The sequence below is a fragment of the Stenotrophomonas sp. YJH_SMC_73 genome (assembly GCF_059370155.1).
Genome location: NZ_JCAFTJ010000001.1, coordinates 163737 through 190562, shown reverse-complemented (window position 1 = coordinate 190562; position 26826 = coordinate 163737). Strand labels below are relative to the sequence as shown.

At 65.1% G+C, this 26826-nt stretch carries 28 protein-coding genes and 1 pseudogene; 12 read left to right on the top strand and 17 right to left on the bottom strand.

Translation table 11 applies throughout. The features are described 5' to 3' along the window. Window positions 1-3: 3 nt before the first annotated feature. A complete protein-coding gene (locus tag AC5P8R_RS00905) occupies window positions 4-1488 on the bottom strand; it encodes a DUF4434 domain-containing protein (RefSeq protein WP_495222919.1) in 1485 nt (494 codons plus the stop codon). 194 nt (window positions 1489-1682) lie between these two features. Here AC5P8R_RS00905 and AC5P8R_RS00900 point away from each other — a divergent pair, with 194 nt between their 5' ends. Beyond that, window positions 1683-1988, top strand: coding sequence for a KGG domain-containing protein (locus AC5P8R_RS00900; protein WP_046432675.1), 306 nt, complete (start codon window positions 1683-1685; stop codon window positions 1986-1988). A gap of 11 nt (window positions 1989-1999) precedes the next feature. Here the strand turns inward: AC5P8R_RS00900 and AC5P8R_RS00895 are convergent, their stop codons facing one another. Continuing rightward, window positions 2000-3472: an MFS transporter gene (locus tag AC5P8R_RS00895; protein WP_049404761.1), complete on the bottom strand. Its 1473-nt coding sequence runs from the start codon at window positions 3470-3472 to the stop codon at window positions 2000-2002. A 124-nt stretch (window positions 3473-3596) separates the two neighbouring features. Here AC5P8R_RS00895 and AC5P8R_RS00890 point away from each other — a divergent pair, with 124 nt between their 5' ends. After that, on the top strand, window positions 3597-4226 hold the full coding sequence (locus AC5P8R_RS00890; protein ID WP_445391937.1) for a TetR/AcrR family transcriptional regulator: 630 nt from the start codon (window positions 3597-3599) through the stop codon (window positions 4224-4226). 15 nt (window positions 4227-4241) lie between these two features. Here the strand turns inward: AC5P8R_RS00890 and AC5P8R_RS00885 are convergent, their stop codons facing one another. The 4 genes from AC5P8R_RS00885 to AC5P8R_RS00870 form a co-directional block, all read right to left on the bottom strand. Next, on the bottom strand, window positions 4242-4592 hold the full coding sequence (locus tag AC5P8R_RS00885; protein ID WP_032958352.1) for a VOC family protein: 351 nt from the start codon (window positions 4590-4592) through the stop codon (window positions 4242-4244). 104 nt (window positions 4593-4696) lie between these two features. Further along, entirely contained in the window at window positions 4697-4897 is a 201-nt protein-coding gene (locus AC5P8R_RS00880) for a hypothetical protein (protein WP_032958391.1), read from the bottom strand. Window positions 4898-4988: 91 nt separating this feature from the next. Beyond that, window positions 4989-5216, bottom strand: a complete 228-nt coding sequence (locus AC5P8R_RS00875; protein WP_495222918.1) for a hypothetical protein — start codon at window positions 5214-5216, stop codon at window positions 4989-4991. Window positions 5217-5218: 2 nt separating this feature from the next. Continuing rightward, a complete protein-coding gene (locus AC5P8R_RS00870; RefSeq protein WP_401729910.1) occupies window positions 5219-5401 on the bottom strand; it encodes a hypothetical protein in 183 nt (60 codons plus the stop codon). A gap of 174 nt (window positions 5402-5575) precedes the next feature. Here AC5P8R_RS00870 and AC5P8R_RS00865 point away from each other — a divergent pair, with 174 nt between their 5' ends. Further along, window positions 5576-8926 (top strand): autotransporter domain-containing protein, encoded by a 3351-nt coding sequence (locus tag AC5P8R_RS00865; protein WP_495222917.1) that lies wholly within the window; start codon window positions 5576-5578, stop codon window positions 8924-8926. 79 nt (window positions 8927-9005) lie between these two features. Here the strand turns inward: AC5P8R_RS00865 and AC5P8R_RS00860 are convergent, their stop codons facing one another. From AC5P8R_RS00860 to lanKC, 5 genes are read right to left on the bottom strand one after another with little or no spacing between them, the layout of a single operon-like run. Then, complete coding sequence (locus AC5P8R_RS00860; protein WP_049439239.1) at window positions 9006-9701, bottom strand: ABC transporter ATP-binding protein; 696 nt, start codon at window positions 9699-9701, stop codon at window positions 9006-9008. 53 nt (window positions 9702-9754) lie between these two features. After that, on the bottom strand, window positions 9755-10969 hold the full coding sequence (locus AC5P8R_RS00855; protein WP_014648529.1) for an ABC transporter permease: 1215 nt from the start codon (window positions 10967-10969) through the stop codon (window positions 9755-9757). Between the two features lie 10 nt (window positions 10970-10979). After that, window positions 10980-12305 (bottom strand): ABC transporter permease, encoded by a 1326-nt coding sequence (locus AC5P8R_RS00850; RefSeq protein ID WP_046432697.1) that lies wholly within the window; start codon window positions 12303-12305, stop codon window positions 10980-10982. A 37-nt stretch (window positions 12306-12342) separates the two neighbouring features. Beyond that, window positions 12343-13986: an ABC transporter transmembrane domain-containing protein gene (locus AC5P8R_RS00845; protein ID WP_014648531.1), complete on the bottom strand. Its 1644-nt coding sequence runs from the start codon at window positions 13984-13986 to the stop codon at window positions 12343-12345. Beyond that, window positions 13983-16703, bottom strand: a complete 2721-nt coding sequence (lanKC, locus tag AC5P8R_RS00840) for a class III lanthionine synthetase LanKC (protein WP_495222916.1) — start codon at window positions 16701-16703, stop codon at window positions 13983-13985. Before lanKC ends, AC5P8R_RS00845 begins: the two co-directional genes overlap by 4 nt. A gap of 460 nt (window positions 16704-17163) precedes the next feature. On the opposite strand from lanKC, the gene AC5P8R_RS00835 reads away from it, so the two are divergent. After that, on the top strand, window positions 17164-17265 hold the full coding sequence (locus AC5P8R_RS00835) for a class III lanthipeptide (RefSeq protein ID WP_014038605.1): 102 nt from the start codon (window positions 17164-17166) through the stop codon (window positions 17263-17265). A 313-nt stretch (window positions 17266-17578) separates the two neighbouring features. Continuing rightward, window positions 17579-18250: a response regulator transcription factor gene (locus AC5P8R_RS00830; RefSeq protein ID WP_032958333.1), complete on the top strand. Its 672-nt coding sequence runs from the start codon at window positions 17579-17581 to the stop codon at window positions 18248-18250. A gap of 91 nt (window positions 18251-18341) precedes the next feature. On the opposite strand, the gene AC5P8R_RS00825 is transcribed toward AC5P8R_RS00830, so the two are convergent. Beyond that, window positions 18342-18794: a PA2169 family four-helix-bundle protein gene (locus AC5P8R_RS00825; RefSeq protein WP_495222915.1), complete on the bottom strand. Its 453-nt coding sequence runs from the start codon at window positions 18792-18794 to the stop codon at window positions 18342-18344. A 453-nt stretch (window positions 18795-19247) separates the two neighbouring features. Next, complete coding sequence (locus AC5P8R_RS00820) at window positions 19248-19484, bottom strand: EamA family transporter (RefSeq protein ID WP_227864594.1); 237 nt, start codon at window positions 19482-19484, stop codon at window positions 19248-19250. Between the two features lie 122 nt (window positions 19485-19606). On the opposite strand from AC5P8R_RS00820, the pseudogene AC5P8R_RS00815 reads away from it, so the two are divergent. Both AC5P8R_RS00815 and AC5P8R_RS00810 read left to right on the top strand, forming a co-directional pair. Next, window positions 19607-19876: pseudogene (locus AC5P8R_RS00815) on the top strand (helix-turn-helix domain-containing protein); the annotation flags it as partial. 86 nt (window positions 19877-19962) lie between these two features. Beyond that, window positions 19963-20604: a glutathione S-transferase family protein gene (locus AC5P8R_RS00810; protein ID WP_478439802.1), complete on the top strand. Its 642-nt coding sequence runs from the start codon at window positions 19963-19965 to the stop codon at window positions 20602-20604. Between the two features lie 287 nt (window positions 20605-20891). Here the strand turns inward: AC5P8R_RS00810 and AC5P8R_RS00805 are convergent, their stop codons facing one another. From AC5P8R_RS00805 to AC5P8R_RS00795, 3 genes are all read right to left on the bottom strand, one after another. After that, entirely contained in the window at window positions 20892-21737 is an 846-nt protein-coding gene (locus AC5P8R_RS00805) for a hypothetical protein (protein WP_169411464.1), read from the bottom strand. Window positions 21738-21916: 179 nt separating this feature from the next. Further along, entirely contained in the window at window positions 21917-22324 is a 408-nt protein-coding gene (locus AC5P8R_RS00800) for a hypothetical protein (RefSeq protein ID WP_495222914.1), read from the bottom strand. Between the two features lie 49 nt (window positions 22325-22373). Then, window positions 22374-22793 carry an H-NS histone family protein gene (locus AC5P8R_RS00795; RefSeq protein ID WP_041863852.1) on the bottom strand — a complete coding sequence of 140 codons (420 nt, stop codon included), beginning with the start codon at window positions 22791-22793 and terminating at the stop codon, window positions 22374-22376. A gap of 117 nt (window positions 22794-22910) precedes the next feature. Here AC5P8R_RS00795 and AC5P8R_RS00790 point away from each other — a divergent pair, with 117 nt between their 5' ends. The 4 genes from AC5P8R_RS00790 (at window position 22911) to AC5P8R_RS00775 (ending at window position 25299) form a co-directional block, all read left to right on the top strand. Then, entirely contained in the window at window positions 22911-23303 is a 393-nt protein-coding gene (locus tag AC5P8R_RS00790; RefSeq protein WP_495222913.1) for a DoxX family protein, read from the top strand. 669 nt (window positions 23304-23972) lie between these two features. Continuing rightward, window positions 23973-24218, top strand: coding sequence for a hypothetical protein (locus AC5P8R_RS00785; RefSeq protein ID WP_014648541.1), 246 nt, complete (start codon window positions 23973-23975; stop codon window positions 24216-24218). Window positions 24219-24309: 91 nt separating this feature from the next. Next, window positions 24310-24561 carry a hypothetical protein gene (locus AC5P8R_RS00780; protein WP_014648542.1) on the top strand — a complete coding sequence of 84 codons (252 nt, stop codon included), beginning with the start codon at window positions 24310-24312 and terminating at the stop codon, window positions 24559-24561. Between the two features lie 177 nt (window positions 24562-24738). Then, window positions 24739-25299, top strand: coding sequence for a fasciclin domain-containing protein (locus AC5P8R_RS00775; RefSeq protein WP_495222912.1), 561 nt, complete (start codon window positions 24739-24741; stop codon window positions 25297-25299). 140 nt (window positions 25300-25439) lie between these two features. Here AC5P8R_RS00775 and AC5P8R_RS00770 read toward each other — a convergent pair whose 3' ends face one another. Beyond that, complete coding sequence (locus tag AC5P8R_RS00770; protein WP_495222911.1) at window positions 25440-26174, bottom strand: P-loop nucleotide/nucleoside kinase family protein; 735 nt, start codon at window positions 26172-26174, stop codon at window positions 25440-25442. A gap of 132 nt (window positions 26175-26306) precedes the next feature. Here AC5P8R_RS00770 and AC5P8R_RS00765 point away from each other — a divergent pair, with 132 nt between their 5' ends. Further along, a complete protein-coding gene (locus AC5P8R_RS00765) occupies window positions 26307-26630 on the top strand; it encodes a DUF1353 domain-containing protein (protein WP_495222984.1) in 324 nt (107 codons plus the stop codon). Window positions 26631-26826: the final 196 nt, after the last annotated feature.

Sequence of the window (26826 nt, the reverse complement as noted above, 5' to 3'; positions counted from 1 at the left end):
GCGTTACTGCTCTGCAGCCATCTCGATCTCGCTGAGGAAGGTCCAGCTGCCGTTGGCCACGCGCAGCTCCAGCGTGCGGCATTGCGCAGCCAGGGGGGCTGCATTGCCGAGCACGTACTCCTCTTCGGTCGAGCCCATCACGCCGGACTGGGTGAAGGGTGCCGACAGCGTGCCGATCGTTACGGCGGCAGTTCCGGGCTCGGCGCACATCACCTCCACCGACATCGGCGTGACGATGCCCCAGGCCGGGCGGGTCATCGTGTGCAGGCCGATCCAGTCCACCCGTCGGCGCTGGCCCAGGTCGATGGTGATGTCGACGTTGCCGTGCACGCCTACCCAACCCGCGTCCATCGGATTGCGCGGGTCGCCTACACGGCGGTCGAACAGCTCATGGCCGCTGCCGTCGGGATAGCTGGTCGCCGGCGCCACGCTGTAGTGATAGGTGGTCTGCACCGGATCGACGAGGTACGAGGCACCCAACCCGTACAACCCACGATAGGTGTTCATCATCCGCGGCGCCTCGCCGTAGCCCTGGCCGGGGCCGACCACTTCGGACATGTGGTACTGGTTGAGCCAGGCAACGCGCTTGCCAGCCGAACGCGCGCTCCACAACTGCTGGTTGATGCGCTGCACCGACGCCGACCGGTATGCACCGGACAGGCCGTTACCGGCATCAAGGAACAGCGGGCTGCCATGGTTGAACAGCTCGATGTCGGCCCACACAGCGCTGGCGCCCAGCTGCGCCGACAACGCCTGGTAGTACTGCTCGGTGGAATAGCCCGGTCGATCCCACTGGAACAGTTTCGCGTGCGACGCCGCGCCGATGCCGTCCTGCCAGATCTGCACGTCGACCCCCGTGGCAGAGCGAAACCGTAGCGCAGCACTGGCCACGCTGGCCGGGTCGACGCTGGAGGATGCCAGATAGGGCGCCACCATCACCGGCCTGGATGGCGTCGCCGCTTTCAGTGTGGAAACGATTGAACGATAGAACGACGCACGCTCGGCCGGTACCTGCGCGGGCTCATCGGTGATGTACCAGCCGGCGAATGCCGGATGCATCGCGTACTGCTGGGCCAGCTGCGCCATCGACTGCGCTGCGTCCTGCGCCACCGCTGCAGCGTTCGAGCCCTGCCAGAACGCCGCACACTGGCCCGAACTGTAGGTGGTGCCGACCACGACCTTCATCCCACGCGCTGCGGCCGCGTCCAGCACCGTGCCCAGCTTGGCCGGGAAGCCGGCGATCCATTCGAAATCCTGCGCGCTGCTGGCGCAGCCCACGCCGGCACGGGTGGCGCGGGTCTGGCCGATGATGAGCGTGTCGTTGCCCAGGTCCCGCAGTTCGTCGAGGAACAGCGGCAGCTGCGCCGCTGGCAGCTGCTCATCGGTGGACGAGTAACCGAAGTGAACGAAACTGCCGCTCAGCAGCGCAGTGTCCGCATGGGCCGGTGCAGCGCAGGCCAGCAGTACAAGCCATCCGAATCTGTTCACGGCGTCCTTTCCTGTCTGGGCGGTCATCCGCCATGCCGGTCCATCCTAGCCAAGCGGCGCTCATCGCGCAGCGGCGTAGTTGCGCCGTGAAAGCCGGTGCGGCGTGGCGTGAGGGCAGCACCGCCGGTGCGGACACTGCCTTAGCCGGGCACACGCAAGGATGAGCTCCCCTTCCATGCACCGGGAGCCTTCACATGGCTGACCAGCATCACGGCACCTCCCATCGCGGCTTCGCTTCGATGGACCGGGACAAGCAGCGCGCGATTGCCGCAAAGGGTGGACGCGCCGCGCATGCGTCCGGCAATGCACATGAGTTCAGCCCGGCCGAGGCACGCGTGGCGGGCCGCAAGGGCGGCGAGGCGATCAGCCGCAATCGCCAGCACATGGCAGCGATCGGCCGCGAAGGCGGGCACGCGCGCCACGCCAATGCACGGCAACAGCGGCAGCACGCGGCCGAACCCGCGCCGACGAAGGAAGGGCCGCAACGCCAGCAGGGCTGACCGCAGCGTGCTCAGGCGCGCCTGCACTGGCGGTACAGGGCGAGCGCCGCCAACAGGGCCAGCACGCCGGCGACAGCCATCGCCCAGCCGAAACCGCTGGCCATCGCGCCGCGGTACCAGGCCAGTATCTGCGTCCCCGGCAGCAGTGACGACGGCTGCAGGATCAGCGTGCGCGCCTGTGCGGCCACTGCGGGCTGCCCTGCCGCCTGCGCGGTCGCAGTGAACTGGCGTACCGCGCGCAGGCCCATCAGGCTGCCCAGCAGCGCGATGCCAAGGCTCATGCCCGCCTGGCGCAGCGCGTTCATCGTGGCCGACGCAATGCCGGCACGCTCGGCCGGTACGCATGACATCACCGCCATGCCGGTCGCAGGTACCGCCAGTCCCATGCCAGTGCCGAGCAGCATCAGCAGTGCGCTAGCCTGGCCGTGCGCTGTAGTCGGCTCGAACGTGGCAATCGCACACAGCGCCATGCCTGTCATTGCATAGCCCGTCACCAGCGCGGCATGCAGCCCGAACCACGCCGCCAGACGGCCGAACAGCAGCGACACCACCGCCATCAGCACGAACTGCGGTACCAGCTGCGCACCGGCCTGCGCAGCCCCATGTCCCTGCGCCTGCTGGAAGAACAGCGACAGGAAGAACAGGCTCGCATAAGCGGTGAATCCAAGCACGAACGAGGCCAGGTTGAGCATGCCGAAACCCGGCTTCGCCAACAGGTCCAGCGGCAGCAGCGGCCGCGCCACGCGGCGCTCGACCCACGCAAACAGCGCCAGGCCGGATGCTGCGATGCCGAGCGCCAGCAGGGTCGAAGGTGCCAGCAGGCCGTGCTCGCCGATCGCGATCAGGCCGTAACTGAGTGCACCCAGCGCGACGATGCTGAGCAGCTGCCCGGCCGGGTCCAGCGCGGCGTGCTGCGGATGCCGTCGCTCTGGAATGCCCCAGGCCCCCAGCGCGAGTGCAAGCAGGCCCAGCGGCAGGTTGATCAGGAAGATGCTGGGCCAACCTGCGCGCTGCACCAGTTCGCCTCCCAGCAGCGGCCCCAGCACCAGCGCCAGCGCGCTGAACGCCGACCAGCCCCCGATCGCGCGTGCACGCTGGCGCGGATCAGGGAATGCATGGCTGAGGATCGGCATCGCACTCGGGATCAGCAGGGCGCCGGCCACCCCCTGCACCGCCCGCCCCGCCACCAGTGCGGAAAGACTGCCTGCGCAGGCACACAGCAGCGAGCCCACGGTGAAGGTCGCCACGCTGAGCAGCCACATGCGGCGGTGGCCATAGCGGTCACCCAGCGGCCCCGCCGACAGCATCACTGCGGACAGGGCGATGGCATAGGCGTTGATCACCCACTGCAGCCCGGCCATGTCGGTGTGCAGTGCCTGCTGCAGCGTCGGCAGCGCGACGTTGACGATGCTGATGTCCAGCGAGGCGAGGAAGGTGCCCAGGTAGGCCGCCAGCACCAGGGCCGGCCGTCGGAAGCGTTGCATGTGCGGATGCCGGGAGGGAGCGTGCGCGCATCGTAGTTTGCTGACTGACCGTCAGTCAATGACCGGCGGTCAGTCATTGCCGGAGGAAGCTAGAATGGCGACCGTCGCACCCGGACCCCGCCCCATGCAGATTCCCGCAGTCGCCAGGCCCCGCACCAAACCCGCTGAAACCCGCCAGGAAGAGCTGATGGACGCCGCGCAGGCGCTGTTCCTGTCACAGGGCGTGGAAGCGACCACCATCAGTGACATCGTGGCCGCCGCCGACGTGGCCAAGGGCACGTTCTATACCTACTTCGCCTCGCGCACCGAGATCCTGCAGGCGCTGGCGCAGCGCTACACGCTGCAGTTCATGGCCGAGGTCGACCATGCCGTTCAGCAGCAGCCTGCCCACGATGGCGTGGCGCGCCTGTGCGCCTGGATCCGCGCCAACATCGAGACCTATGTGCGCACGCACGCACTGCACGACGTCGTCTACGCCAACCATCACCACCACCAGCGCGGCAATGCCGAGCGCAACGCCATCCAGCAGCAGCTGCTCGACATCCTCGAGGCGGGCACCCGTGCAGGCCTGTGGCAGCTGCCGGCACCGCAGATCACGGCCTCGCTGATCTATGCCGGCGTACATGGCGCCACCGATGACCTGATCGCTGCGCCCACGCAGGACGCCGACACCTTCATTGCGGCGGTGGTGGCCGATTGCCTGCGCATGGTCGGCGTGTCGCCGGCGCCGAAGCATGGCGGCACCCGTCGCTGAAGCGCCCGCCGTCGCTCAGGCGTGGGCGAGGATGTTCAACAGCCGGCCGAACGGGTCGCGGACGAAGAAGCGCCGCACGCCCCAGGGCTCGTCGGCCGGCCCATAGTCCAGCGCGATGCCAGCCGCGTGCATGCGTTCCAGCACCTCCTGCAGGTTGTCCACTTCGATAGACAGGTCCGGCACCGGTGCGCCGGAACCCCCTTCGCTGGCGAAGCTGACCTGCGCCAGCGCACTGCCCTGCCCGCCATGGGTGACGATCCAGCCATGGTCCATCACCACCGGCATGCCGAGCAGCTCGCCATAGAATGCAGCGGCGCGGGCGGGATCAGACGTGGCGATGTTGGCGACGACACGCATGACGGCCATGTTCCACTCCACCAGGAAGAATGCGCCGAGAGTGCCCGACCCTGCGCACAAACAGAAGAGCCCCGTCATGGACGGGGCCCGTCATCAGCCGATCATGGCTGGGCTTACACCGCGCCGCAGCGCTCCATGACGCATCGATCGTATTCGTACTGGCATTCCATGGCATCACCCCCACCGGCTACACACGCCTGGTAGGCCTTCCAGCAGGGAAAATCGCAGGGCTGGACCGGTCCGGCCACGGCCACCGAGCCGCTGCAGGCCAACGCGAACACAGCACCGGCGATCACTTTCCTGAAAGTACGCATCGACATCACTCCTTGATAAGCCTGGTGAGCCCAGGCCGGGCAACCTTAGCGCTGCACACGGGACGTTGGGTGAAGGCGGATGCGGCTGGACTCAGTGTTGCAGCATTCCCAGGACACGCAGTTGCCCGGCCAGCTCATCACTGTTGCGCCACGGCAGGATCGGCGAATTGCCGCGCTCGTCCGGCGGGGTGTCCGGCAGCGCGTCGGACCCGCTACCTGCCCCTGCAAGCGGCAGCAGCGGCCGCTTGTGCAGCCAAACCTCCGAGATCGTGCAGGCGCGCCCACCGCTGACGATGCAGGCATCACCGGCAAGGGCCATGATCAGGTTGCGCGCATCCCCATGCCACAGGGCACCACCACCGTGGCCGGCCAGTCGGCCGGCGGCATGCTGCCTTCCGGGATGACGCTGGGCACCTGGCCACCAGCTGCGCGCTCGAACGCGTCGCTGCCAGGATCGGCACCGCCCAATATCGCCAACGGTGGTTTACGGAATGCGGTACGCATGGGCGGTTCCGAAGCCTCGGAAGGAAGGGTCACGTTGCCCTGCCCGCTGGAGCCGCACCATGCACCGATCACAAAACATTAACACGTTCATAAAATTCCCTTCACATTACTGGGGGATATCGCCATGCCTTGGCGTTAACGGCCTTGTTGTCCGTCAACCAAGGAAGTTGTCCGATGAATCACCCGCTGTACGGCCGTTCGTCCCGCTCCCTGTCGCATCGCCCGCTGGCGCTTGCCGTCGCCAGCTCGCTGCTGCTGGCCACCGCACTGCCAGCCATGGCCAGCGAATCACTCGAGGCCTGGCAGCAGCAGCGCCAGCTGCAGGCCGCGTGGGCGCAGCCCGCTGCCAGCACCGCACCTGCAACCACGGCCACGGCAGCTGCCGCCAGCAGCAACGCCGTTCTTGGCAATCCCGGCGATCCGGCCAGCTGGCGCAGCGACGAATTCAACGCCGATTGGGGCCTGGGCGCGATGGGCGCGGACTACGCCTATGCGCGCGGCCTGACCGGCAAGGGCGTACGCCTGGCGCTGTTCGACTCGGGCTCCGCACTGGCGCATCCGGAGTTTGCAGGACGCAATACCTCCAGCATCACCATCGGTGCCGACTGTGCGACGCCGGGCGTGGTCGCAGGGGCGGGCGCCTGCGGGCAGACCCGCGGCGAACAGCCCGGCTACAACTACTACGGACTGGGCGCCGGCGTTCCGGCCTCACTGGCGGCACGCCTGATCGCCGCCGGCCAGCCCTATGGCTTCAGCTACGCCGATCACGGCACGCATGTGCTTGGCACCATCGGCGCCAACCGCAATGGCACCGGCATGCATGGTGTGGCCTTTGGTGCGGATCTCACCGCCGCCCGCGTGTTCGGTGACACCTACTACGAGTGGCGCCTGGACCCGGACAGGTTCTATCGTCCGCGCGCGGTGTACCGCACCGATCCGGATGATGCCGCCACGCTGGACATGTATGCGCAGATCCAGGCGCAGGGTGTACGCGCCATCAATCACAGCTGGGGCATTTCCACGCGCAACATGACCGCCGCCGCGCTGGACCAGCAGTACGCCAGCATCGGTGCCGACTACGGCGTATACGGCAGCATCTACGCCAACAACGGCGATGCCCCGGGTTCCACTCTCATCCAGGTGTGGTCGGCTGGCAACGGCAGCGGCGCGGTTGCCGGCATCACCGCCTCGATGCCACGCTGGAAGCCCGAACTGGAACCGTACTGGCTGGCGGTCGCCAATGTCCGCCGGCCCGACGCCGCCGCAGGTGAAACCGACTACGTGATCGATGGCAGTTCCAGCATCTGCGGGGTTGCCGCCAACTGGTGCATCTCGGCCCCCGGTACCGATATCGTCAGCACCATCGTCTCCGGCGATATCCAGGGCCGCATCGAGAACACCTCCGCCTACGTGCGGCTGATCATCGACAGCGAGAACACCAGCTACGTCTACGGCACCAAGACCGGCACGTCGATGGCCGCCCCCCATATCACCGGCGCCCTCGGCCTGCTGATGGAGCGCTTCCCGTACCTGGACAACGCCCAGGTCCGCGACGTGCTGCTGACCACCGCACGCGATCTCGGCGCGCCAGGCATCGATGCAATCTACGGCTGGGGCATGGTCGACCTGCGCAAGGCCATCGAAGGCTATGGCTCGCTGCGCGTGGACACCAACGTGGTGATGAACCAGAGGGCCGGCGGCCTGAAGGTCTGGGAAGGCGATGCGTGGGACAACTGGACCAACGACATCGGCGGCCCCGGCAAGCTGACCAAATCCGGTATCGGTTGGCTGCGCCTGAGCGGCAACAACAGCTTCAACGGCGCCGTGGTGCAGGACGGCATGCTGGAGTTGAACGGCGCCAACACGCTCACCTCGGCGGTCGAGGTCCAGGGTGGCCGGCTGCTGCTCAACGGCAGGCTGGTCTCCACCGCCCTGACCACCACCGGTGGCGTCAGCACGGTCAGCACCAGCGGCGTGCTGGATAACAGCAACCTGGTAGTCAACGGCGGCGTGGTGTCCTTCAACGGCACGCAGGCCGGTGGCACCACCACCGTCGGCGCCAATGGCCTGCTGAAGGGCGTCGGCACGCTCGGCAACACCCGCGTGGACGGCATCATCGCGCCGGGCAACTCGATCGGCACGCTGACCATCAACGGCAACTACGTGCAGGGCGCCACCGGCGTGTATGCGGCGGAGCTGGCACCGGGTAGTCGCAGTGACCAGCTGCACGTGACCGGCACCGCCACCCTCGGCGGCACCCTGGTCGCCCTGCCGGAACCGGGCGTGTATTACCTCGGCGAACAGTTCAACGTCCTGCGTGCCGACGGTGGCATCAGCGGCCAGTTCGCCAAGACCGACTTCAGTGCGTTCTCGCCCTTCCTGCAGTTCAGCCTGGCCTACGGCGCCAATGGCACGCGCATCGACGTTGCCCGTGGCGCTTCGCTGGCCACGGCTGCCAACACGCCCAACCAGCGTGCGGTGGCGGCCGCCGCCGACCTGCTGCCGATCGCCCAGGGCCTGCCCAAGCCGCTGACCCAGCTGTTCCCGCAGCAGGTCGGTGGCGTGCTCGATGGCCTCAGCGGCGAGCTGCATCCGGCCACGGCCATCGCCCTGGTCGAGGGCAGCCGCTACGTGCGCGATGCCGCGTTGTCACGCCGGGCCGGCGCCGCCGCACCCGGCAGCGACGTGGGTGATGCGACGGGCGCATGGGTGCAGGCCATCGGTGGCAACAGCAGGCTGGACGGTGACTTCAACACCGCCCGCACCGAGGCCAACAGCAACGGCCTGCTGGTCGGCATCGACCGCGAGTTCTCCGGCTGGCAGGTCGGCGTGCTGGCCGGTACCGGCCGTACCGACGTCAAGCAGCAGGACCGCCGCGCCAAGTCGAAGATCGACAACACGCACTTCGGTGCCTATGCCAGCCACACCTGGGGCGGCTTCGGCCTGCGCGGTGGTGTGGCGTGGAGCAAGCACGAGGTGAAGAGCACGCGTGAAGTCGCCTTCGCAGGTTTCAGTGACAGCCTGAGCGCGCGTTACGACGCCCGCACCCGCCAGGCCTTCATCGAAGCTGGTTATCGCTTCGGTGGCCCCGAAGCCGGGCTGGAGCCGTACCTGCAGGTGGCGCGCGTGGAAGTGGACCTCAAGCGCATCAGCGAACGCGGTGGAGCAGCGGCGCTGCAGGGCAAGGTGGACGACACCGGAACCACGATCGCCACCGCCGGCGTGCGCTTCGACAAGGGGCTGAAGGCTTCGTTCCAGCAGGACAGCTGGCTGCACCTGCGCGGGGGCGTCGGCTATCGTCGTGCCTCGGGGGATCGCAGCCAGGTCGCCAACCTTGCGTTTGCCAATGGCAGCTCCACGTTCGCGGTCAACGGCGCGCCGATCGCCGACAACGCGGTGGTGGCCGAACTGGGCCTGTCGGCGTGGCTCACCTCGCGCCAGCAGCTGGAGCTGGGCTACAGCGGCCAGTTCGGCAGTGAGAGCCGTGACCATGGTGCGAATGCACGCTGGTCCGTGCGTTTCTGATCTGTGCCTGCAGTGCGATGAAAACAGGAGGGGCGGCCCATCGGCCGCCCCTTCTGCTTGCGGGTGACGCTCTTTCAGCTCAGGCGCACAGCGCCTGCATGGCCTGTGCTGTGACCTCGACGATCTGCCCATCCACGATGTGGACGCTGCGACCCGCGCACGCCGCCAGCTCCTTGTCATGCGTCACCATGATGATGGTCATGCCGCCCTGGTTGAGCTCACGCAGAATCTCCATGACCCCCTGCGACATCTGCGAGTCCAGGTTTCCGGTCGGCTCGTCAGCCAGCAGCAGGGCCGGCGTACCCGCGATGGCGCGGGCGATCGCCGCGCGCTGCTGCTGCCCGCCCGACAGTTCGCCGGGATAGTGCGACATGCGGCTGCCCAGTCCGACCTGGGCCAGTGCCGAGGCCACACGCTGCCTGCATTCGGCTGCCGCCATGCCACGGTAGCGCAGGGGCACCTCCACATTGGCCTGGATGGTCAGATCCGGAATCAGGTTGAACGCCTGGAACACGAAGCCGATCTTCTCGTTGCGCAGCGCGCTGAGCGCCGCGTCGCGCATGCCGCCAACATCCACGCCACCGATCGCGTAGTGGCCGCCGGAAAAGCCCTCGAGCAGACCGAGGATGTTCAGCAGTGTGGACTTGCCGGAGCCGGAGGGGCCGGTAATCGACAGGAAATCGCCCTCCTGCACCGACAGGTCGATGGAGCGCAATGCATGGGTCATGACTTCACCCACCTGGAACACTTTGCTGACGCCTTGCATCCTGAGCATGGGAATTCTCGCTTGCAGATGGAAGCAGCGACCGGCCAAGGCCGCTGCGGGACTCACAACGAACGGATGGCCGACACCGGCGCGATGGCCGCGGCACGCAGCGCCGGCAGCAGTACCGCCGCCTGGCCCAGCAGCAGCAGGATCACCGCACTCACCGGCAGGTACAGCAGTGGCAGGCGCGGCAGTTCGTAGAAGCGCATCAGGGTCAGGTTCATCGCGTAGGCCAGCAGAGCCCCGGCCGCGATGCCGATGGAGACAATCAGCAGGTTCTCGATCTGGAAATAGCGCATCACATCGGTGCGCGTGGCCCCCAGCGCGCGGCGGATGCCGATCTGCTTGCGACGTTGCTCCACCCAGTAACTGGCCAGTCCGACAATGCCCAGGGCAGTGGCAGCCAGCAGTGCGATGATGACACCGCCCAGCAGCCCCATCATGACCCGGTCACCTTCGAAATGCCGCTCGCGCAGTTCGGAGATCCGGCGGCTGCCCTCGACATCGAACACCACGTCCGGCGCGACACGGCGGATTGCCTGCTGCGCATCGCGCATTACGTGGTTCATGTCGCCGGCCTCGGCGCGCACCAGATAGCGGCCGGTCAGGCGCGGCCCCTGCGATGCGGGCACGATCACCGACCAGTCCGAGCCCTTGGCTTCACCGCGGCCGGGGCGGGATACGGCCATGTGCTCGACCACGCCGATCACCCGCAGCCGGGTGTCCATCGCCCACAGGCTCTTGCCCACGGCGTTTTCGCCGGGCCAGTAGCGTTGGGCCAGCTCCTGGGTGACCAGCGCCGGGGGATTGGCCGGCACCAGTTCATCGGTCGGTGCGAACTCGTCCGCACCGGGCATGCGCCCCCCCACCAGGTGCAACTGCAGCGCGTCCAGGGCCACGGCATCGGCCAGGTAGAAATCCAGAACACCGCCGGGCACCTGCTGGTCCTCGTCCAGGTTGACGCCGGCGCGTATGCCCGGGCTGCCGAACGGCATGGCACTGACCAGCCCGGCCGCCGTCACGCCGCTCAGCCCCCGCAATGCACCAACGACCCGCGCGTTGACATCGTTGGCGCGCTCGGCATCGATGCCGTCGAGCTGGATCACCCCCAGCCGTGACTCGTCCAGGCCACTGACCAGCTGCATTGCAGCGCTCCGCTCGATCATCAGGAAGATCGCGTTGCACAGCACGGCGCAGGCCAATGCGATCTCCATCGCGATGAGGAAGGTCGCCAGGCGGTGCCGGCGCAGGGCCGAAAGTACGATGCCGATCTGCATGGTGGTTCCTCTACAGAAGCTTCAGTTGGGCGATGGGCTGGACCGCACTGGCACGGATCGCGGGAATCAGGCTCGCCAGCAGGCTGGCCAGCACCGACAGCGCCAGGGTGAACAGCAGCATGGTGGTATCAAGCCGCGCCAGGTCCGCATAGGCCACCGGCTGGCTGCGCACCGCGCTCAGGCCGAGCCAGGTCAGCAACAGGCCCAGCGTGCCACCCAGTGCCCCCACCAGCGCGGCCTCGACCACGCACTGCAGGAAGATCGCCGCGCGGCTTGCGCCCAGTGCGCGACGCAAGCCGATCTCGCCGCTGTAGCGCAGGAACTTCGCCAGCAGCAGACCGACCACATTGGCAATGCAGATCCCGAGGAAGGCGAAGGCCAGGATGGCCTGCAGCTTCACGTCGCTGGGTACCACCTGGTTGAAGTCGAGCCACTGCATCAATGAGCGCAGCCGCGTGTTGTCGGCGTGGCTGATCCGGCCCAGGGCCTTCTGCTCAGCGGCATAGTTCTGCAGGAACCGCTGATAGGCGGCCACCTTGGCGGCGCTGTCCAGCTTGACCCACAGGTGTACCCAGACACACGGCGCGGTCTGCAGCCGGCCGCGCTCCTCCGGCGTGGACCAGCAGGTGAACGGCACGAAGTCGCCGTCATTGATCTCCAGGCTGGAGGTCAGCGGCATGAACAGATCATCGGCCGAGGCGAAGAAGCCCGACGTGTTGCCGCCGCTAAAGCGGCCGCCCCGCACCTTGTAGAACAGCGGCGAGGGTCGCCAGGGCGCGAGCACGCCCACGATGCGCATCGCGGTGTCCTTGACCCGCAGTGTCTGCCCCACACTGTCGCCCCCACCGAACATCTGCTCGTTGAGCTCCGACGAGATCACCACCACACGTGCGCGCGCGTCATCCTCCTCGCGCGACCACCAGCGTCCATGCGCCAGCGGCACCGCGAACATCGTCGCGAAGTCGGTGGTGGTGGAGATCGATGAGCGGATGACCGGTGGCGCGCTGCCCTGATCGGGCCGCAGCTTGACCGGATTGGTAACCACCAGTGTCTGCTGGTCCGCGCGCCCGGACGACCACAGGTCGAAGGCCGAGCGATAGTCCAGCACGTCGTACGGCTCGCGGCCCTTCGAGTTCGGATTGGCATCCAGCTGGGGGTAGTAGAGGTCACCGCTGCGCCCGGGCAAGGGATCGCCGGACAGCAGGTAGACCACGGTCAAGGTGGTCATGCTGGCTCCAATTCCCACCGCGATGGCCAGCACCATCAGGGCGGTGATGGCCTTGCTCCGCAGTGTATTGTGCAGCGCCACCTGCGCGCAGTAGACCAGCCTGCGCATGCCCGCACCCTTTCCTGCACCCTGTATCGACTTCATGTCATGCCTCTCCCCGGACGTGCACGGGCGTGACCCGTGCCGGTTGCCACATGGACCTGCCAAGTTCGTGTACGTGATCGAATCGGGCGCGGTAGGCCTCGGCGCCGTGCATGATCATCACCAGCATGCGGCCATGGCTGCGTGCGAAGATCGCGTCCATCGCAATCTCGCGGCTGGCCGTATCGAGGTTGGCGACCGGCTCATCAAGAATGTAGAGGTCGGCGTCCTCGCCCAGCACCATCGCCAGGGCGATCTTCTGCTGCTGCCCTGCCGACAGGGTTTCCGGCAGGCTGTCGGCGATCCCGTCGCCGTCCATCCCCAGTCGCGCCAGCAGCACCGGATCGGCGCCGAGGTCGCGCACCTTCAGCGGAGGGAACTGCAGAGGAAGCGTGATGGCGCGGATACGCGCCGGTCGCAGCAGCTGGCCGGCGACGGGCTGGAAGTACCCGGCCAGGACGTTGGCCAGGGTCGTCTTGCCGCTGCCATTGTCGCCAATCACCAGTGCACGTTCACCGGGTGAAAGGGCCAGGGTAAAATCCGAAAACACGGGAGTGGCGCCGTACCCGTAGCCGATCGACGTCGCCAGCAGACCACCCTCGATGTGCGTGGCCGACGCCGCGGCTGCCGGCGCGGTCATGAACTCCGCCACCCGCACCACCACCACACCGTGGCTGTGCATCTCGGCAATGTTCTTGAAGATGCCGATGAGCGTCGTGGCGGAGCGCCAGAAGGCGTTCATGAAGGCGATGAACGAACCCAGTGTCATCTGTTGGCGGAACACGAACAGTGCGCCGACGAAGATCGAGCAGACATCCGAGATCACCATCGTCAGGTCGCTCGCACCCTGCAGGGTCCTCACCACCCTGAAGCGCTGGTAGGTCGAATCCAGCACCTCGCGCAGGCTGCGGTCATGGGCCTGCACCGTCCTGGGGCCCAGGCCGAACGTACAGACCATCTTGAAGGCAGACACGGCCCGGGTCAGCAAAGAAACCAGTTCGGCCTCGCGGTCACGCTCCACCACGGTCAGCTCGCGGATGCGTCGGCCGACCAGCACGCTGACCGTGGTGGCGATGGGGATGATGGCCATCAGCACCAGGAACGCACGCCAGGAGATGATCAGCAGGGCTGCGATCAAGGCGACGAATGTCACCGCCTGGGTCAGGGTGGTGCGTGCGACCGACAGCATCGGCACCACGCCATCCTTCACGTCCGAGCGGATCCGCGCCACATAGTAGCCAGCCCCCTTCTGCACCACCTCGTCATAACTGCGGCCATAGTAGGCGGTCAGCAACGAGGTCCCGATCCGCTCCACGATGCGGTTATCCACGCGCTGCTGCCACAGCGCGCAGCTGTAGTTGCCCAGGTTGGTCACCAGGCACAGCAGCAGATATGCACCGGTAAGCAGCAGGAAGCGATTGAAATCCTGCCGGCTGGCGGCCTCGTCGAAGATCGCGCGGATCAGCAGCGGATGCAGCAGCCCGCCCAGTCCGCCGAACATCGCGGTGGTGGCGGCCACCGCAAGGTAGCGCCCGCGGAGGGGGCCGAGCAGGATCGCGAAGCTGGCGAGGATGGCGCGCACACTGTGCCGCTGCGCGGTCTGCTCGCGCTGAAGTGGCTGTCCGGCCGGGTGCGGGCGCGCATTCATGCAATCGCCGCCTGCCCCACCTCGGCTCCGTCCACTTCCCGTACCACCGCGCCATGCACATCGAGTGCATCCAGGAAGAACTCATCCGGCGCCAGCGTGTCGTACCGATGCAGGGCGCGGATCACTCCGGCGATGCCGGTACCGTGGTCGAAGGAAATGCGGAACAGATTCTCGCCCGGCACCGCCGCCATTCCCTCCTCCTCCTCGAACAGATACAGATCGACGATGCCCTGGTACGGTCGCTCCGCCATCTGCAGGTACCTAGGGTCACCGGAGTAGAGATGGGCGTCGACAAACACATCCAGCATGCCCGACAGGCCATACAACAGACCGCAGAAGCCGGAATACTTGCGATGGAAGTCATCCACCAGCCGATTCACGTCCTGCCACAGGCCGTAACGGATCGCGACCTTGGCGATGCCCGCAGTCCCCTGCTCCAGATAGGGTTCATAGGTGTTGACCTCTTCCGGTGAGCTGGGAAAGGTGGTCACCCCGGTCTCCAGCTCGAAGCCGTAGGAGAGATCGTGTCGCAGTGCCTGCTCGCCAAGCACGCGCCATGCCGGATCACCACTGAGCTGCGACAGCCTCAGCAGGAACAGCGCCACGCCGGCCTGGCCGTAACCCATGCCGATGCGGACGCCACCTTCGTCCTGCCAGTAGGCACCCCGCTCTCCGTGGTGGACGGTGTCTGCAAGCCGCCGCGCCAGCGACAGCGCCCTGTCGAGATGCCCGGGCAGGCCGGTCGCGTGATGCATGGCCAGGTGCGCCATTCCGATACCCGCCATGCCGTGATACAGCGAGTGATGCGCATGCAACAGGTCACTGCTGTCAGCGCTGTCGAGCAGGCTGCGGGCCAGTTCCACCTCGCCACGCAGCAGCGCCGACCAGGCGATGCCGGCAAGGCCGGTGAGGAACCCCGGCGGTAACGATGTGCGATCCAGGGCCTGCAGCTCCTGCGCATAGCGCTCCATCACCGCCGGCGACGGCTGATGACCCACCCCATGGAAGGCGTGGATCACACCGGTCGCCCCCAGACCAAGGCTCATCGTGTTGGTGGAGTGCGAGAACGGATCAAGTGGGAACAGCGTCCGCTCCGGCTGCAGCCGGCTGTGTGCATCCATGAACGCGAGCAGCCGCCGGATACACTGGCGCGGCGCCGGCAACGGGCGCTGCGGCGACGAGAACGGCGCCTGCAGGGTCGCCGGCTGCTGCAGCAGCTGTGCGGCCTCTTCCAGGCCGATACGGTCGTCCACCAGCGCCTGGATGACCTCGGCCACTGGCGTGTGTTGCCAGCCGATATCCTCCATCATCACCGGCAGCACCTTCTGGAACAGGTCGGTACGGATGTAGGCCATGGCCATCAGCGGGAACAGGCAGTAGAACATCACCACTGCGGTCGCGTAACGGTCATCCCTGAAACAGCTGGCGCGCTTGCGCCCCTTCATGATCCGGCGGAATCCGGGCGTGTGGATGTCATCCCACTCATCGCTGCCGTCCAGGAACGCGGCCTCCAGATCGATCAGGCGCACACGCATGTCGCTGCGGTCGACCATGATGTTGGACGGCGAGATGTCACCGATCACCACTCCCACCTTGTGTGCGCGGTCGACCGCGCGAAGCAGACCGGTGAAGATGGTCACGCACATGCCGTAGTAGTCACTACCATCGCGTGCGCTGGGACGGGCCTTCATCAGCGGCGAATGCTTGAGCATCAGCTCGCGAAGATCGAATGCATCCAGGCGCTCTTCCACCAGATAGCTGTTTTCCCAATCGGTGAATGCATCCAGGCAGCGCGGCGAGGCGCCCACCGGGCCCAGCAGTTCCAGATTGCGTCGTTCGCGTGCCAGGCGGCTGGTGGCGTCGAACCCTTCCCCGTGCATTTCCACATGGGGCCGCGCCTCCTTGATGACCACTTCCTCCCCGGTGACCTGATCCAACGCCAGGTAGACCCCGCCCGTGTTGGAGAACCCAAGCGCGGCCTGCACCTGATAGCGGCCCTCCTTCAACGTCATCTCGCCGGGATCATCCTCGCTGGGGAACGGGTCGGTTTCCCAGGCAGGCACCTCGAAATAGGGATTGCGCAGGTCGGGAACATGGCTGCCGTCGGGCGCGACCAGCATCGGCACCTTCTGGCCGATGAAATCAAGCCGGTACACCTGGCGCATGCCGCCATAGCGGTAATACAGGCAGCGGCAGTCCTTGTAGCGTCGATCGGACAGGATGTACGAGCCATCTTCGTCCTTCAGCGCCCCGTGCAGCTGCTCGATGAAGCGCGTGAAGACCGCAAGGTCCAGCGGATAGAGCGTGATGAACTTGCCCGAGCCACCGCGTGGCCAACGCTTGGAGCTCATCATGCGCATCGTGTTCATGTCATTGGCGAACTTGAACTTCACGCGCTCGGCCAGGGCCATCCGGGTGACGGTGCGCAGCACCCGCTGGCAGTTCTCCTGCGTGGCTGAAACGTGGATCTTCCAGCCTTGCGGCGGCAGGTTGCCGGCGACCGGGTCGCCATGCGTCGCCAGGTGCGACCAGACACCGATGCGATGGATCGTCCACGCCATGCCGGCCGCCTCGATCTCCGCTTCAACGATACTGCGGAAATCTTCGCTGGGCCGGTACTGGTTGTAGCTCAATTCGTAGAACCGCTCGTCGCCCCCCACATAGGCGGCCTTGTCCATGTGGCGTGCTTCACGCAGTGATCGTTGACGCGCTGACATCGTCTCTCCCTGGTCGGTTCCACGGCTCGTTTGCCCGGTGCACACATCCGCGAACGCCTCGCAACGCCTCGCACATGCGCGATGGATGCATTGCGGGCGCTCCAGCCTGCAGGCATCGCAAAATGCGGAATGCGGATTCCCTGCCTGCTTCATTCGTAAGCACGGCGTGAAATCCGCCGGCTATCGCTGCAATGCAGCCGCCCGGAATGTCCCTGCAGATCGATGATTGCCACCGTACCTTGCCGCTACATTGCGCAGGCGATTCTCATTCCACAATTGACTTGACTCATTCCAATCGGCAATGCCATTTTCCATCCGCCACGTATAGACCGGGGTTCTTCAGCAACTGCAACAGGGCTTTGAGATTGCGTGGTGCAATCGCGCAGTGAATCATTTCATTGCGTAACGCGTGGGAGGCACGCATGCCTCCCGATCCCATGTACGACTAAGGAGAGTTGATATGAATCGCGTCCTGAATCTGCAGCGCCTGATGATCGAAAACCAGCAGGAAAACCTGGGCAACAGCTGCAGCAGCTCCGACAGCAACTGCTGCAACGGCTAAGCCTCTCCGGCTTGCCTGAGGTGGTGGTGCGCGCCCACCACCTCGACATCTGCCACAGCGTGATGCACCGCCACGTGGCAGGTCTCCATACGACGTAGAGATCGCTTGGCAGGCAGCCGTCCGCTGCCCGCGCTGCGCGTCCTGCATCTGCCAATGCCAGGACAGGCATCCCGGGGGGGGGATGATCAGCCAGCTGCAGCACGTGCTGCAGCCGTGACCATTGCTCGGCCCCGCTGCGACCTCACCACCATGACGGACGCTACGCAGTGCGCCTGCACGCCCGCCGGATCCAGCAATCAGGAAAAGACGCAGCATGCGCATCCTCGTGGCCATGGACGACGCCGAACTTGCACAGGCGCTTCGCAACGTATTGCAGAGCCGCAACATGCTGGTGGACCTCGTGGCAACCTGGTCACTGGCCAAGGCCGCGGTACAGGCCGTGGAGTACCGCGCCCTCATTCTCGACCGCTGGCTGCCCGAAGGCGATTCACTGAAGCTGGTGCAGATCGTGCGCGGCTTGCGTACCTGGCTGCCCATTCTGCTGTTGGGGCGCCACAACCACGCTGCAGACTGCATCGCTTGCCTGGATGCCGGTGCCGATGACTACCTGCCCACGCCGTTCGAGTTCGACGAACTGGCCGCGCGGCTGCGCGCGATTACCCGGCGCCTCGACGCTGATGCCGGCCACATTCTGAGAATCGGCAATTTCACGTTCGATTTTTCCAACCGCATGGCATTGGTAGGCGGTGCGCCCCTGAGCCTGCCGCGCAGCCAGCTGCTGCTGCTGGAAGCCCTTTGCGCCCGCCAGGGCCGGATCGTCCGCCATGAAGTGCTGAGTGCTGCCGTGCACCTGGCCGGCGCCGACGGCGGTACCACCGTGTTGGATCCGCACGTATCACGCCTGCGCCGTGCCCTGCGCTCGGCCAGTGTCAGCATCGAGTCCAAGCGTGGGCTGGGCTACATGCTGAACGACGACGCGGCCTGATCAAAGGCCATCGGCGCGGGCCGCAAATGCAACAGCCGGGGCGGTAAACCGCCCCGGCTGCCAGTCCCGCTGATTGGGCCGACCGCTGCGGTCAGGCGGCCTTCATTGCTTGCTTTCGCGCACGCATGACGTTGTGGCACTCCTGCACTTCCGGCAGCAGCTGGGTCACTTCCTGGCGCACGGCCGGCGGCAGCTCGTTGTCCTGCAGCACATCCTTGAACGCGCCCAGCAGGCGGTCCTCGGATTCTTCAAGTTCAGCCACGTAGCCATAGTTGGTGTCACCGAAAGCGGCTCGAACCTTGCCGTAGAACTGCTGCATCGAACCGACCACGGTGCCATGTTCGGCCGGCTTGCCACCGCTGGCGGCCACTGAGCCGCTCAACGCTGCCACGATGCGGCCCTTGACGCCAGCGATGCGGGTGAACAGTGCCGACAGCTCGGCATCCTTGACCTTGGTGGCCGCTTCTTCATAGAACGACTTGCCATCGCGGGCGATTTCGATCAGGTCGTTGAGGCGATGTTCGATGGTGGACTGGGTGCTCATGGCGTCGCTCCTGTGTGCTCGAAAGTCAGTGGAGAATGGCAGTGCATCTGCATTGCCTTCGACCCAACTGTGTGCAATCGCGTGTGCCAACCAGGTGAGCACGAATTGATGCACGCATCACCATGCGAAACACCTGCTGACTTCGTCATTTCAAGCATCGTCGGCTTTCACGGAATCTGAGCGCGTTGCACGCGTTACCACGGTGCGGTGACGATGATCAGAGTGACCAGCAGCGCGATTGCCAGGATCACCAGCAGCACGTGCCATTGCTTCCAGGTGGGTCTCGGCTTTCCAGGCGTATTCATCGATGGGCTCCTGCGCGGGCGGGGAATGGGGTTGCCAGACTGAAGCGCAACGGCATCGCACAACGTCGACGTGAGGTGCACGTTTCGTGCAGACCTTGCTGGAATATCGGGCCGCATCGGCCTTCCGCACCCGTGCTTGGCGGCATATTCAGCAAGTACCACACCCGACACCGCCAGCAGGCTGCCACCCAGCACCCCATCCGCTGAGTGACTCACCCAGCAGCATCACCGCCAGTGCGGCGGTCACGATCGGCACCAGGTTGAAGAATCCCGAAACGCGCGCCGCGCCCAAGCGCGAAAGACCGGTCATCCAGCTGAGGGGCGCAAGGATCGATGCACACACCGCAGCGAAACCGAAACAGCCCACCGCGGTCAGGTTGTTCACTCCGGCAGCTGCACCGGCAGCAGGATCAGCGACGCCGCCGTGGCCTGCAGGAACAGTGACTCCAGCACCGTCAGCGGAATCTTCCGGCGCTGCATCAGCACGATGCAGGCGGCAAATGCACGGCCGAATCCGTGGCCGAGATCGCGCAGCGGCCTCACATGAGCGTGCGCACGCTGGAGCGCATGGCGCGCAGTGAACTGGGCATGTCACTCGGCGGCCGGCGTGGGCGTGTGAAGTTCGTGCGCGCCACCGAGGCGCTGTGCACACGCAAGCCGATCAGCCGCATCGCCGGGGAGCTGGGCTATTCAGGCGTCAGCGCGTTTGCCGAAATGTTCAAGCGGCACGCGCAGTGCACGCCCGATCAGTATCGGGAGCAGCATCGGGCCGGGTGAAGGCCCGCATCGAGGGCTGTCGATTTCCCGCCCCGTCGCTCGTCGGAACAGGAAAGGCAGGCCCATCGGCCTGCAGGAGCGCTCCAATGCCGCCGATCCTCACCGCCTTCGCCACCTCCCCCGACCGCGGCCAGGGCCTGGCCCGTGACATGCGCGTGCGCTGGGCGCTGGAGGAACTGGCCGTGGCCTATGACGTACAACTGCTCAGCTTCGCCGAGCTGAAGCAGCCCGCGCACCTGGCACGGAATCCGTTCGGGCAGATTCCCACGTGGCAGGAGGGCGACCGGACCCTGTTCGAATCCGGCGCCATCGCCCTGCACCTGGCCGAACAGCACCCCGGCCTGCTGCCGCGCGATCCGGACGCCCGCATGCGCGCGATCATGTGGGTGTTCGCTGCGCTGAACACGGTGGAGCCCCCCATCGTCGAGCGCTCCATGGCCTGGGTGCTTGAGCGCGAGCAACCCTGGTACGCGCAACGGCTGCCAATGCTCGATGAGCGGGTCCGGACGCGGCTGGCCCAACTATCGACGTGGTTGGCCAGGACAACGTGGCTGGACGGCGAATTCAGCGTGGGCGACCTGATGATGGTCTCGGTGCTGCTGCGCCTGAAGAGCAGCGGCCTGCTCGACCAGTACCCACAGGTCGCCACCTATGTGGCCCGGGCCACGCAGCGGCCGGCCTACCAGCGTGCGTTTGCTGCGCAGCTGGCGGTTTTCCAGGACGCCTAGCGCTGCGCCTCCTCCCAGGCAACAAGGGGCCAGCAGTCACGCAGGCCCCATGCGTTACTTCAATCGACGCGATCTCCAGTTCAGGTAACCCCGCCAGCCAAAGGGAGCACTAAAAAGCGCAACCGCGCCGCACGCCAGCAGGCCGTTGAACATCCAAGGGGTCAGCTCCGGGGAACCTGCCGACATGGATGGAAACACGAACCCGCATAGCAGTGCTCCCACAAAGGAAGTACCGAATATGACCGTGGAACCCAGGCCTGGTGAAACTCGCATCGATCTATTCCTCATCAGTTCCGGTTGCAGGTCACCTTGACCTCGGTCAGCCTGATCGTGCTGGTGCAGGTGACAGACTGATTGCCCGCCCCCGTCACCGGGACACCGATGTTGTTGAGCGCATTGACGAAGCTTCCCATATCGGTGGCATTCCCATTCGGGAATTCGAAGCGATGCGTAACGCCGCCTCGCCCCTCGCTCAACTGTGTAACGCTAAGCGGAATGGAGTTACCGAACCTGTCCTTGTAAAGGAGGGCGTTGGGCTCCCAGCGACGGTTGATCATGCTGTAGTTGTAGGAAGCGGTAGACCCGTCAGCATAGCGGATCTTCTGCGGCGCCCAGACATCGATGCCAAGCGAGTACGCGCCGGAAGCCAGGTAGATGTAAGTCTCGAAACGCTGCCCCAGATGCTGGCTGACCGCATCCCTTCTCTGCGGATTCTGGATGTCATCGTACACATTGGTCGGGTAGCCGGGCTCAGACAGGCTGATCACCGATTGAGCGACTATGCGCTTGAACTGAAGATAGTTGATCGCCGGTTGCTCGACCGGGAGCTCGTCGATGATGACGAAGGGTTCGCAATCCATCGCGCCGGGTTCCATTTTGTCGCAACGGATGCCGCCTTCACGATCACGCATGACGCTGAACTTTCGTGCCATGTTGCCCGATGGATTCAGTATGTAGAGGATCCTGTGCGACGGCATGCTCATGCCGTGCGCGAACGACTCCGCCATTCCCTGCATCTGCGGGTAACTGCAACCATCGCAGTCTCGAGCCACGACCTGCTGGGCATGCGCCTCCCCTGCTCCACCCAACCACGCCATCGCGATCAAAGCCGACGCACCAATCCATGTAGCCACGTTCTTTCCTGCCACTGCTTCATATCCCTGAAATCAAGTGAGTCCAGACAAGGTACGTGGAATTTCACAAATATGAAAGACACTTCGTGAGCATCGCGCGCCACACGCGATGTCACTACCGCTTTGAAGGATTGAGAGCGCTTGCCATACCCGGCACTTCTCCCGCAGCGACGACACTGTCAGTGCAACCTGCGCCGGCAGGCGGCCTGCACCAGCATCAGCTGCGCCACCAGGACCAGCATCGCGCAGCCCGACAGCAGCCACGGATCGATGTACCACTGTTCGTTGAAACTGAAGTCGCCGGCGGAAATGCGCTTCCAACCGTTGAAGTGCTGCATCGCCGCCACCACGAACGCGAAGGCGCCCGCGCTGTACGACAGCCAGGGCACCACGATGCCGCCCGGGCGCGCGAACAGCGCCAGCAGGCCCAGCACGCCGATGACCGTGCGCTGCACGCGGCAATATGGGCAGACATAGGCCATCCCGCTCCATTCCACCGCCCAGGCCAGCAGGCTGACCAGCACGGCCGCGGCCGCGGCGGTATACAGCATCGTGGGCGTGATCGTCCTGCCTGCATCGTGTGCCATCCCGCGCTCCTTCGTTCAAAGACCCCGGCAGGGTAGCAGCGTGGCAGGTTCAATCCTTCTTGAAGACCGTGCGCTTGCCGATCGGGCTGCCCTTGCGCGCCGTCGGTCGCGCCAACCCGGGAATCAGGAAGTCGGTGACCTTGTGGCCCTTCTGGATCCTGGAAGCGAGCCAACGCGGCATGCGCCCGCGGCCGGACCAGGTCAGCCGCTTGTATTCCGGGTCTCGGTATTTGGCGGCCACTTTGCCGGTTCTGCGCCGTGCCGGTTTCCGGCTGGGTGCGCCCGCTTCGATGGCTTCATCGCCAAAGAGTTCTTCGAGGGTATATCCCGCTTCCGCCGCGGCGGCTTTCAGCATACGCCGCACCGCGCTGGCAGGACGGCGGTTGGAAATCAGCTGCTTCCGCTGTTCAGCGGCAACCACCAAGGCGCCCAGCTCCCGCAGGCTGAGCGATTCAATATCGATCGTCATGCTGGAAAGGTCTACTGCCGCGCGGCGCCTGTCAAGGCGGCTCGCCCCCGCGTAGACACGGGCTTCACTGCGGGTGGGCTCCGATCGCCTTCGTCGGCCATCCCCGAGGACATCCCTGTGAGCACCTCATCGCATTCGCTTGCCTACCTGCTTGCGCGCATCCTGCTGATGGCGCTGTTCCTGGTCTCCGGGCTGGGCAAGCTCGGCGATCTCAGCGGCACCCAGGCCTATATGGAAGCCATGGGCGTGCCCGGCATCCTGCTGTGGCCAACGGTCGCCTTCGAGATCGGCAGTGGTCTGTGCATCCTGCTCGGCTTCCAGACCCGGCTGGTGTCGATCGTGCTGGTGGGCTTCACCCTGGTCACCGCTTTCATCTTCCACCACAACTTCGCCGACCAGACCCAGCAGATCATGTTCCTGAAGAACCTGGGGCTGGCCGGTGGGTTCCTGCTGCTGGCCTGCACCGGGGCCGGGCGCTACAGCATCGACGGGCGCGGTCGGCGCGGGTAAGCCTCGATTCGAGGTGTGCACGCGCTAGCGGCGAAGTTCGGCCTCTGGCGCCAGCGTGTGGATCACCTTGCCCTGTGCATCCAGAAACTCGATGGCACCGTAACCCTCGGCCGTGAGGGTCCGGCCACGTTGAAGGCGCGCTTGTACTGCAGGCCATCGATGATCGGCGCCGGCGTCTTGACCTGGGTGATTCGCCAGCGTCGGACGCGAATGCCCGAACGCATTGCGATGCAGCCAGAACGAAGGACGTACAAGCACTGCGCATCATGCGATCTCCTGTCGGGATCGGAATCAGCATCCGCACGCCCAGCATGCCTGTGGTCGACGACCCCGCGCGGTGACACCGGCATGCTGGCGATGGGTCGACACCATCCCGTCAACCACGCCCCCCGACGTCGGCCTTCCCCCTGTGCACGCCGCCGGATACGGAAATGATCCCGGCATGCGGACGGGGACATGCCGACAATGCCCTGGGACACCTTGCGGAAGGCGCTCACGTCGTCGTATCCAACTCTCACTCGCGCGGCGTTGGATTACCTGTCCCGCTGCGAGTCCGCACCGTCACTCGAATTCTTAACTCTTCAGAATTCAACCAAGCCACCTTTGTCCCAGATGGCCCACAAAACAGCATGATGGCGCCCTACGGATTCAGGGATTTCGTTCATCTTCATGCGTGACATCGGACAGTTCTACGTAATCAGCGTCGAGGGAGTGACGCGGGCAGACGGCACCCTGCTGCAGGTCACCCGAATCGATTGCTCCTGCATCAAGTGTTCCTGGCAGTTCAGGGCCATTCCCAACCATGGCCTTGTCGATCTCGACGGTGCGGCTGCCCTCAGTTGCCCAACCTGCGGCAATCACCAGTCAGTCAGCCGCGCGCGGCTTGAAGAGCTCAATCGACGCAGCGACGAATAGCCTGCACTTCAACCATCCATCAACACAGCACCGACACGACCGATACCCGGTGGGCCCTATCGTTCGTCAACAAGCACCCCCCGGCATTCCCATGAGTCATACCGGCATTTTTCAGATCACCGATCTCACCTACAAGGCTGGGGAGCAGGGCGACCTGGCCCGCGCACTGCAGATCGTCGCCACCTGCACCGCCTGCGGATCGACGAGCGTGTGGGACGAGCATGAGATGGAACACGTTGCCGGTGGAACCGTGCTGTCATGCCGTGGCTGTGGTGTCCGCCAGGCCATCAGCAACGCGCGCCTTTCTGGCTGCGCTTCCGACATCCGCCATCCGCGCCGCTGAGCGGCGCGCAGTTCGTACTGCGTAGCCGCCGGCAGGGGCAGTCGTTCACTCGGCTTTTACAACGCTGCGACGTTTCAAGCGACAACGCGCACTGATGCATCTGCCTGCATCCAAGGGCCGCGCCAGCGCGTATGTAGGATGCTCGCGCCTTGCGGGCATCCCATAGAGGAACGCGCCGTGAAAGCCCTTCAGCGGATAGCCGCCACAGTCAGCTTCGCCGTACTCGTCTCAGCCACTTCAATGAGCTTCGCCGCCAGTACCGTGGTGGTCGGCGGAGCGGAGATGTATCCCACCAGGACCATCGTCCAGAACGCCATCAACTCCAAGGACCACACGACCCTGGTCGCTGCGGTCAAGGCAGCGGGCCTGGTCGATACCCTCAATGGCGCCGGCCCCTTCACCGTCTTCGCGCCCACCAATGCAGCCTTCAGCAAGCTGCCCGCAGGTACGGTCGATACGCTGGTGAAACCTGAAAACAAGGCACAACTGACCAAGATCCTGACCTACCACGTGGTGCCAGGCAACTACAGTTCAGCGCAGCTGATGGCCGATGCCAGGAAGCACGGCGGCAAGGCGACGCTGAAGACCGTTGAAGGTGAATCCCTCACCGTCGCACTGCACGATGGCAAGCTTTGGGTCATCGATGCGAAGGGCGGCAAGGCGGGGATCAGCATTGCCGATGTCGGCCAGTCCAATGGCGTGATCCACGTGATCGACACGGTGTTGATGCCGAAGTAGTTGCAAGCAGCAGGACGTCCACATGAGCGGCAGCCGCATGGCGGCTGCCGCTGCCGCCTTCCTTGAACCAGAATCGCGGCTGCAGGGCAGATGACACGCCATCGCATCGCTCCTGAAGCACCCGGCAGCCTTGATATCCCTCATCCACCAGAAGCAGACCCTGGATTCCAGGTGATTACCTGGACGTCGTAGATCTCGCACTCGGTTTGGTCCATGGGCTCCCAATGGTCGCTCGCCAACTCAAAGAAGGCATCCGGCACATCCATGGAAAACGTTGGGCCTTTCTCGCGATTGCGCTGGCGGACGCGATCACGACGAACGTCACGTGGGGCATCCAGGAGATACACGGCCAGATCGTAGCCCGCCTCCCTGACCTGCGCGTAGAAGCTCTCGCGGCTGGCTCTCTCCACCAGACCCAGCTCGAGTACAACGTCGCGACCCGTATCGAGCACTTCGCAGGCTGTGATCCATATCTGCGCCATGCAACGCGCCTTCCTTGCGGCATACCATTCCATCAGGTTGGCGGCGGGACGGTCCGGGCTGTACAGCCGTACGAACCACGCGTCCAGAATGAATCCTGCAGCCGTGTGCAGACTTCGCAGCTCGGCAACAAACGTGGATTTGCCCGCACCGACGGGCCCTTCGACCAGGTGAATCGTTGCCATCGTGGTGGAGCCATCCATCATTGCATTCAGAGACAGACCGGCCATCAGAGACCAATCGCTGTTTCGGAGGTGATAGCAGAGGTGAGGGGTATGACCATGGACATCCGTGACACTGACGATCAGGCTCACCTGGACCGCTGGCAACCCCGCGCTCCTGCCCCACGTGAATTCTGCCCGCGGCACAAAAAAGAGCACCTGGGCGGAACCCAAGTGCCATTCCTGCGGTGGGCCCACCAGCACTCACACTACCCACATTTCGCGGGATTCGTGCATGACGGAGCGTCCATCCCGAGAATCCTACATGTCGCCACTCCCAAGACACGCTGGTAGGGCCGGGCCGCCATCATTCACGATTGCCTGCACTGGTCTCAGTTATGCCCCCGAAAACAGGCCGACAATTTGATGCTGATTGCGATGAAAGAGAGCAATGTCTCCACGATTGATCGTGTCGCAATCCACATGGCAGTAAGGAAGGGAGCCCCTGACATGTCATGCCGATTGCAGCACTGGTCAGGACGGGCCGATACATCCCCCCACCTACATCACTCCCCCGAACCTCACTTCGGTTTTCGTAGCGGCTGGATTCAGGCGGCCAAGTCAACTGGTGATGCAGGGGATCCAAGCGCACCCCCACCATTGTGTCGCCTTTCGTCTGCTTGGCGCTGACCTGCGTACACCGCAACGCCGAGGGTGACTATGTGAGATCAAAGCATTGCCACCATCTTCGATGCACCCCGCTCCACGCTCCACGCCGAAGGGGTTGACGCCATGCAAATACTTCCATAAAGAAATTGCATACAAGGATGGTGGCGGAGAAATTCGATGGGGGCATTTCCTGTTTTCGCGTGCGCTGCGATCAAGG

Coding starts and splice junctions, on each gene's coding strand:
- AC5P8R_RS00900 (WP_046432675.1), top strand. CDS start 1,683: ATGGCTGACCAGCATCACGGCACCTCCCATCGCGGCTTCGCTTCGATG.
- AC5P8R_RS00895 (WP_049404761.1), bottom strand. CDS start 3,472: ATGCAACGCTTCCGACGGCCGGCCCTGGTGCTGGCGGCCTACCTGGGC.
- AC5P8R_RS00890 (WP_445391937.1), top strand. CDS start 3,597: ATGCAGATTCCCGCAGTCGCCAGGCCCCGCACCAAACCCGCTGAAACC.
- AC5P8R_RS00885 (WP_032958352.1), bottom strand. CDS start 4,592: ATGGCCGTCATGCGTGTCGTCGCCAACATCGCCACGTCTGATCCCGCC.
- AC5P8R_RS00880 (WP_032958391.1), bottom strand. CDS start 4,897: ATGCGTACTTTCAGGAAAGTGATCGCCGGTGCTGTGTTCGCGTTGGCC.
- AC5P8R_RS00875 (WP_495222918.1), bottom strand. CDS start 5,216: ATGGCCCTTGCCGGTGATGCCTGCATCGTCAGCGGTGGGCGCGCCTGC.
- AC5P8R_RS00870 (WP_401729910.1), bottom strand. CDS start 5,401: ATGCGTACCGCATTCCGTAAACCACCGTTGGCGATATTGGGCGGTGCC.
- AC5P8R_RS00865 (WP_495222917.1), top strand. CDS start 5,576: ATGAATCACCCGCTGTACGGCCGTTCGTCCCGCTCCCTGTCGCATCGC.
- AC5P8R_RS00860 (WP_049439239.1), bottom strand. CDS start 9,701: ATGCTCAGGATGCAAGGCGTCAGCAAAGTGTTCCAGGTGGGTGAAGTC.
- AC5P8R_RS00855 (WP_014648529.1), bottom strand. CDS start 10,969: ATGCAGATCGGCATCGTACTTTCGGCCCTGCGCCGGCACCGCCTGGCG.
- AC5P8R_RS00850 (WP_046432697.1), bottom strand. CDS start 12,305: ATGCGCAGGCTGGTCTACTGCGCGCAGGTGGCGCTGCACAATACACTG.
- AC5P8R_RS00845 (WP_014648531.1), bottom strand. CDS start 13,986: ATGAATGCGCGCCCGCACCCGGCCGGACAGCCACTTCAGCGCGAGCAG.
- lanKC (WP_495222916.1), bottom strand. CDS start 16,703: ATGTCAGCGCGTCAACGATCACTGCGTGAAGCACGCCACATGGACAAG.
- AC5P8R_RS00835 (WP_014038605.1), top strand. CDS start 17,164: ATGAATCGCGTCCTGAATCTGCAGCGCCTGATGATCGAAAACCAGCAG.
- AC5P8R_RS00830 (WP_032958333.1), top strand. CDS start 17,579: ATGCGCATCCTCGTGGCCATGGACGACGCCGAACTTGCACAGGCGCTT.
- AC5P8R_RS00825 (WP_495222915.1), bottom strand. CDS start 18,794: ATGAGCACCCAGTCCACCATCGAACATCGCCTCAACGACCTGATCGAA.
- AC5P8R_RS00810 (WP_478439802.1), top strand. CDS start 19,963: ATGCCGCCGATCCTCACCGCCTTCGCCACCTCCCCCGACCGCGGCCAG.
- AC5P8R_RS00800 (WP_495222914.1), bottom strand. CDS start 22,324: ATGGCACACGATGCAGGCAGGACGATCACGCCCACGATGCTGTATACC.
- AC5P8R_RS00795 (WP_041863852.1), bottom strand. CDS start 22,793: ATGACGATCGATATTGAATCGCTCAGCCTGCGGGAGCTGGGCGCCTTG.
- AC5P8R_RS00785 (WP_014648541.1), top strand. CDS start 23,973: ATGCGTGACATCGGACAGTTCTACGTAATCAGCGTCGAGGGAGTGACG.
- AC5P8R_RS00780 (WP_014648542.1), top strand. CDS start 24,310: ATGAGTCATACCGGCATTTTTCAGATCACCGATCTCACCTACAAGGCT.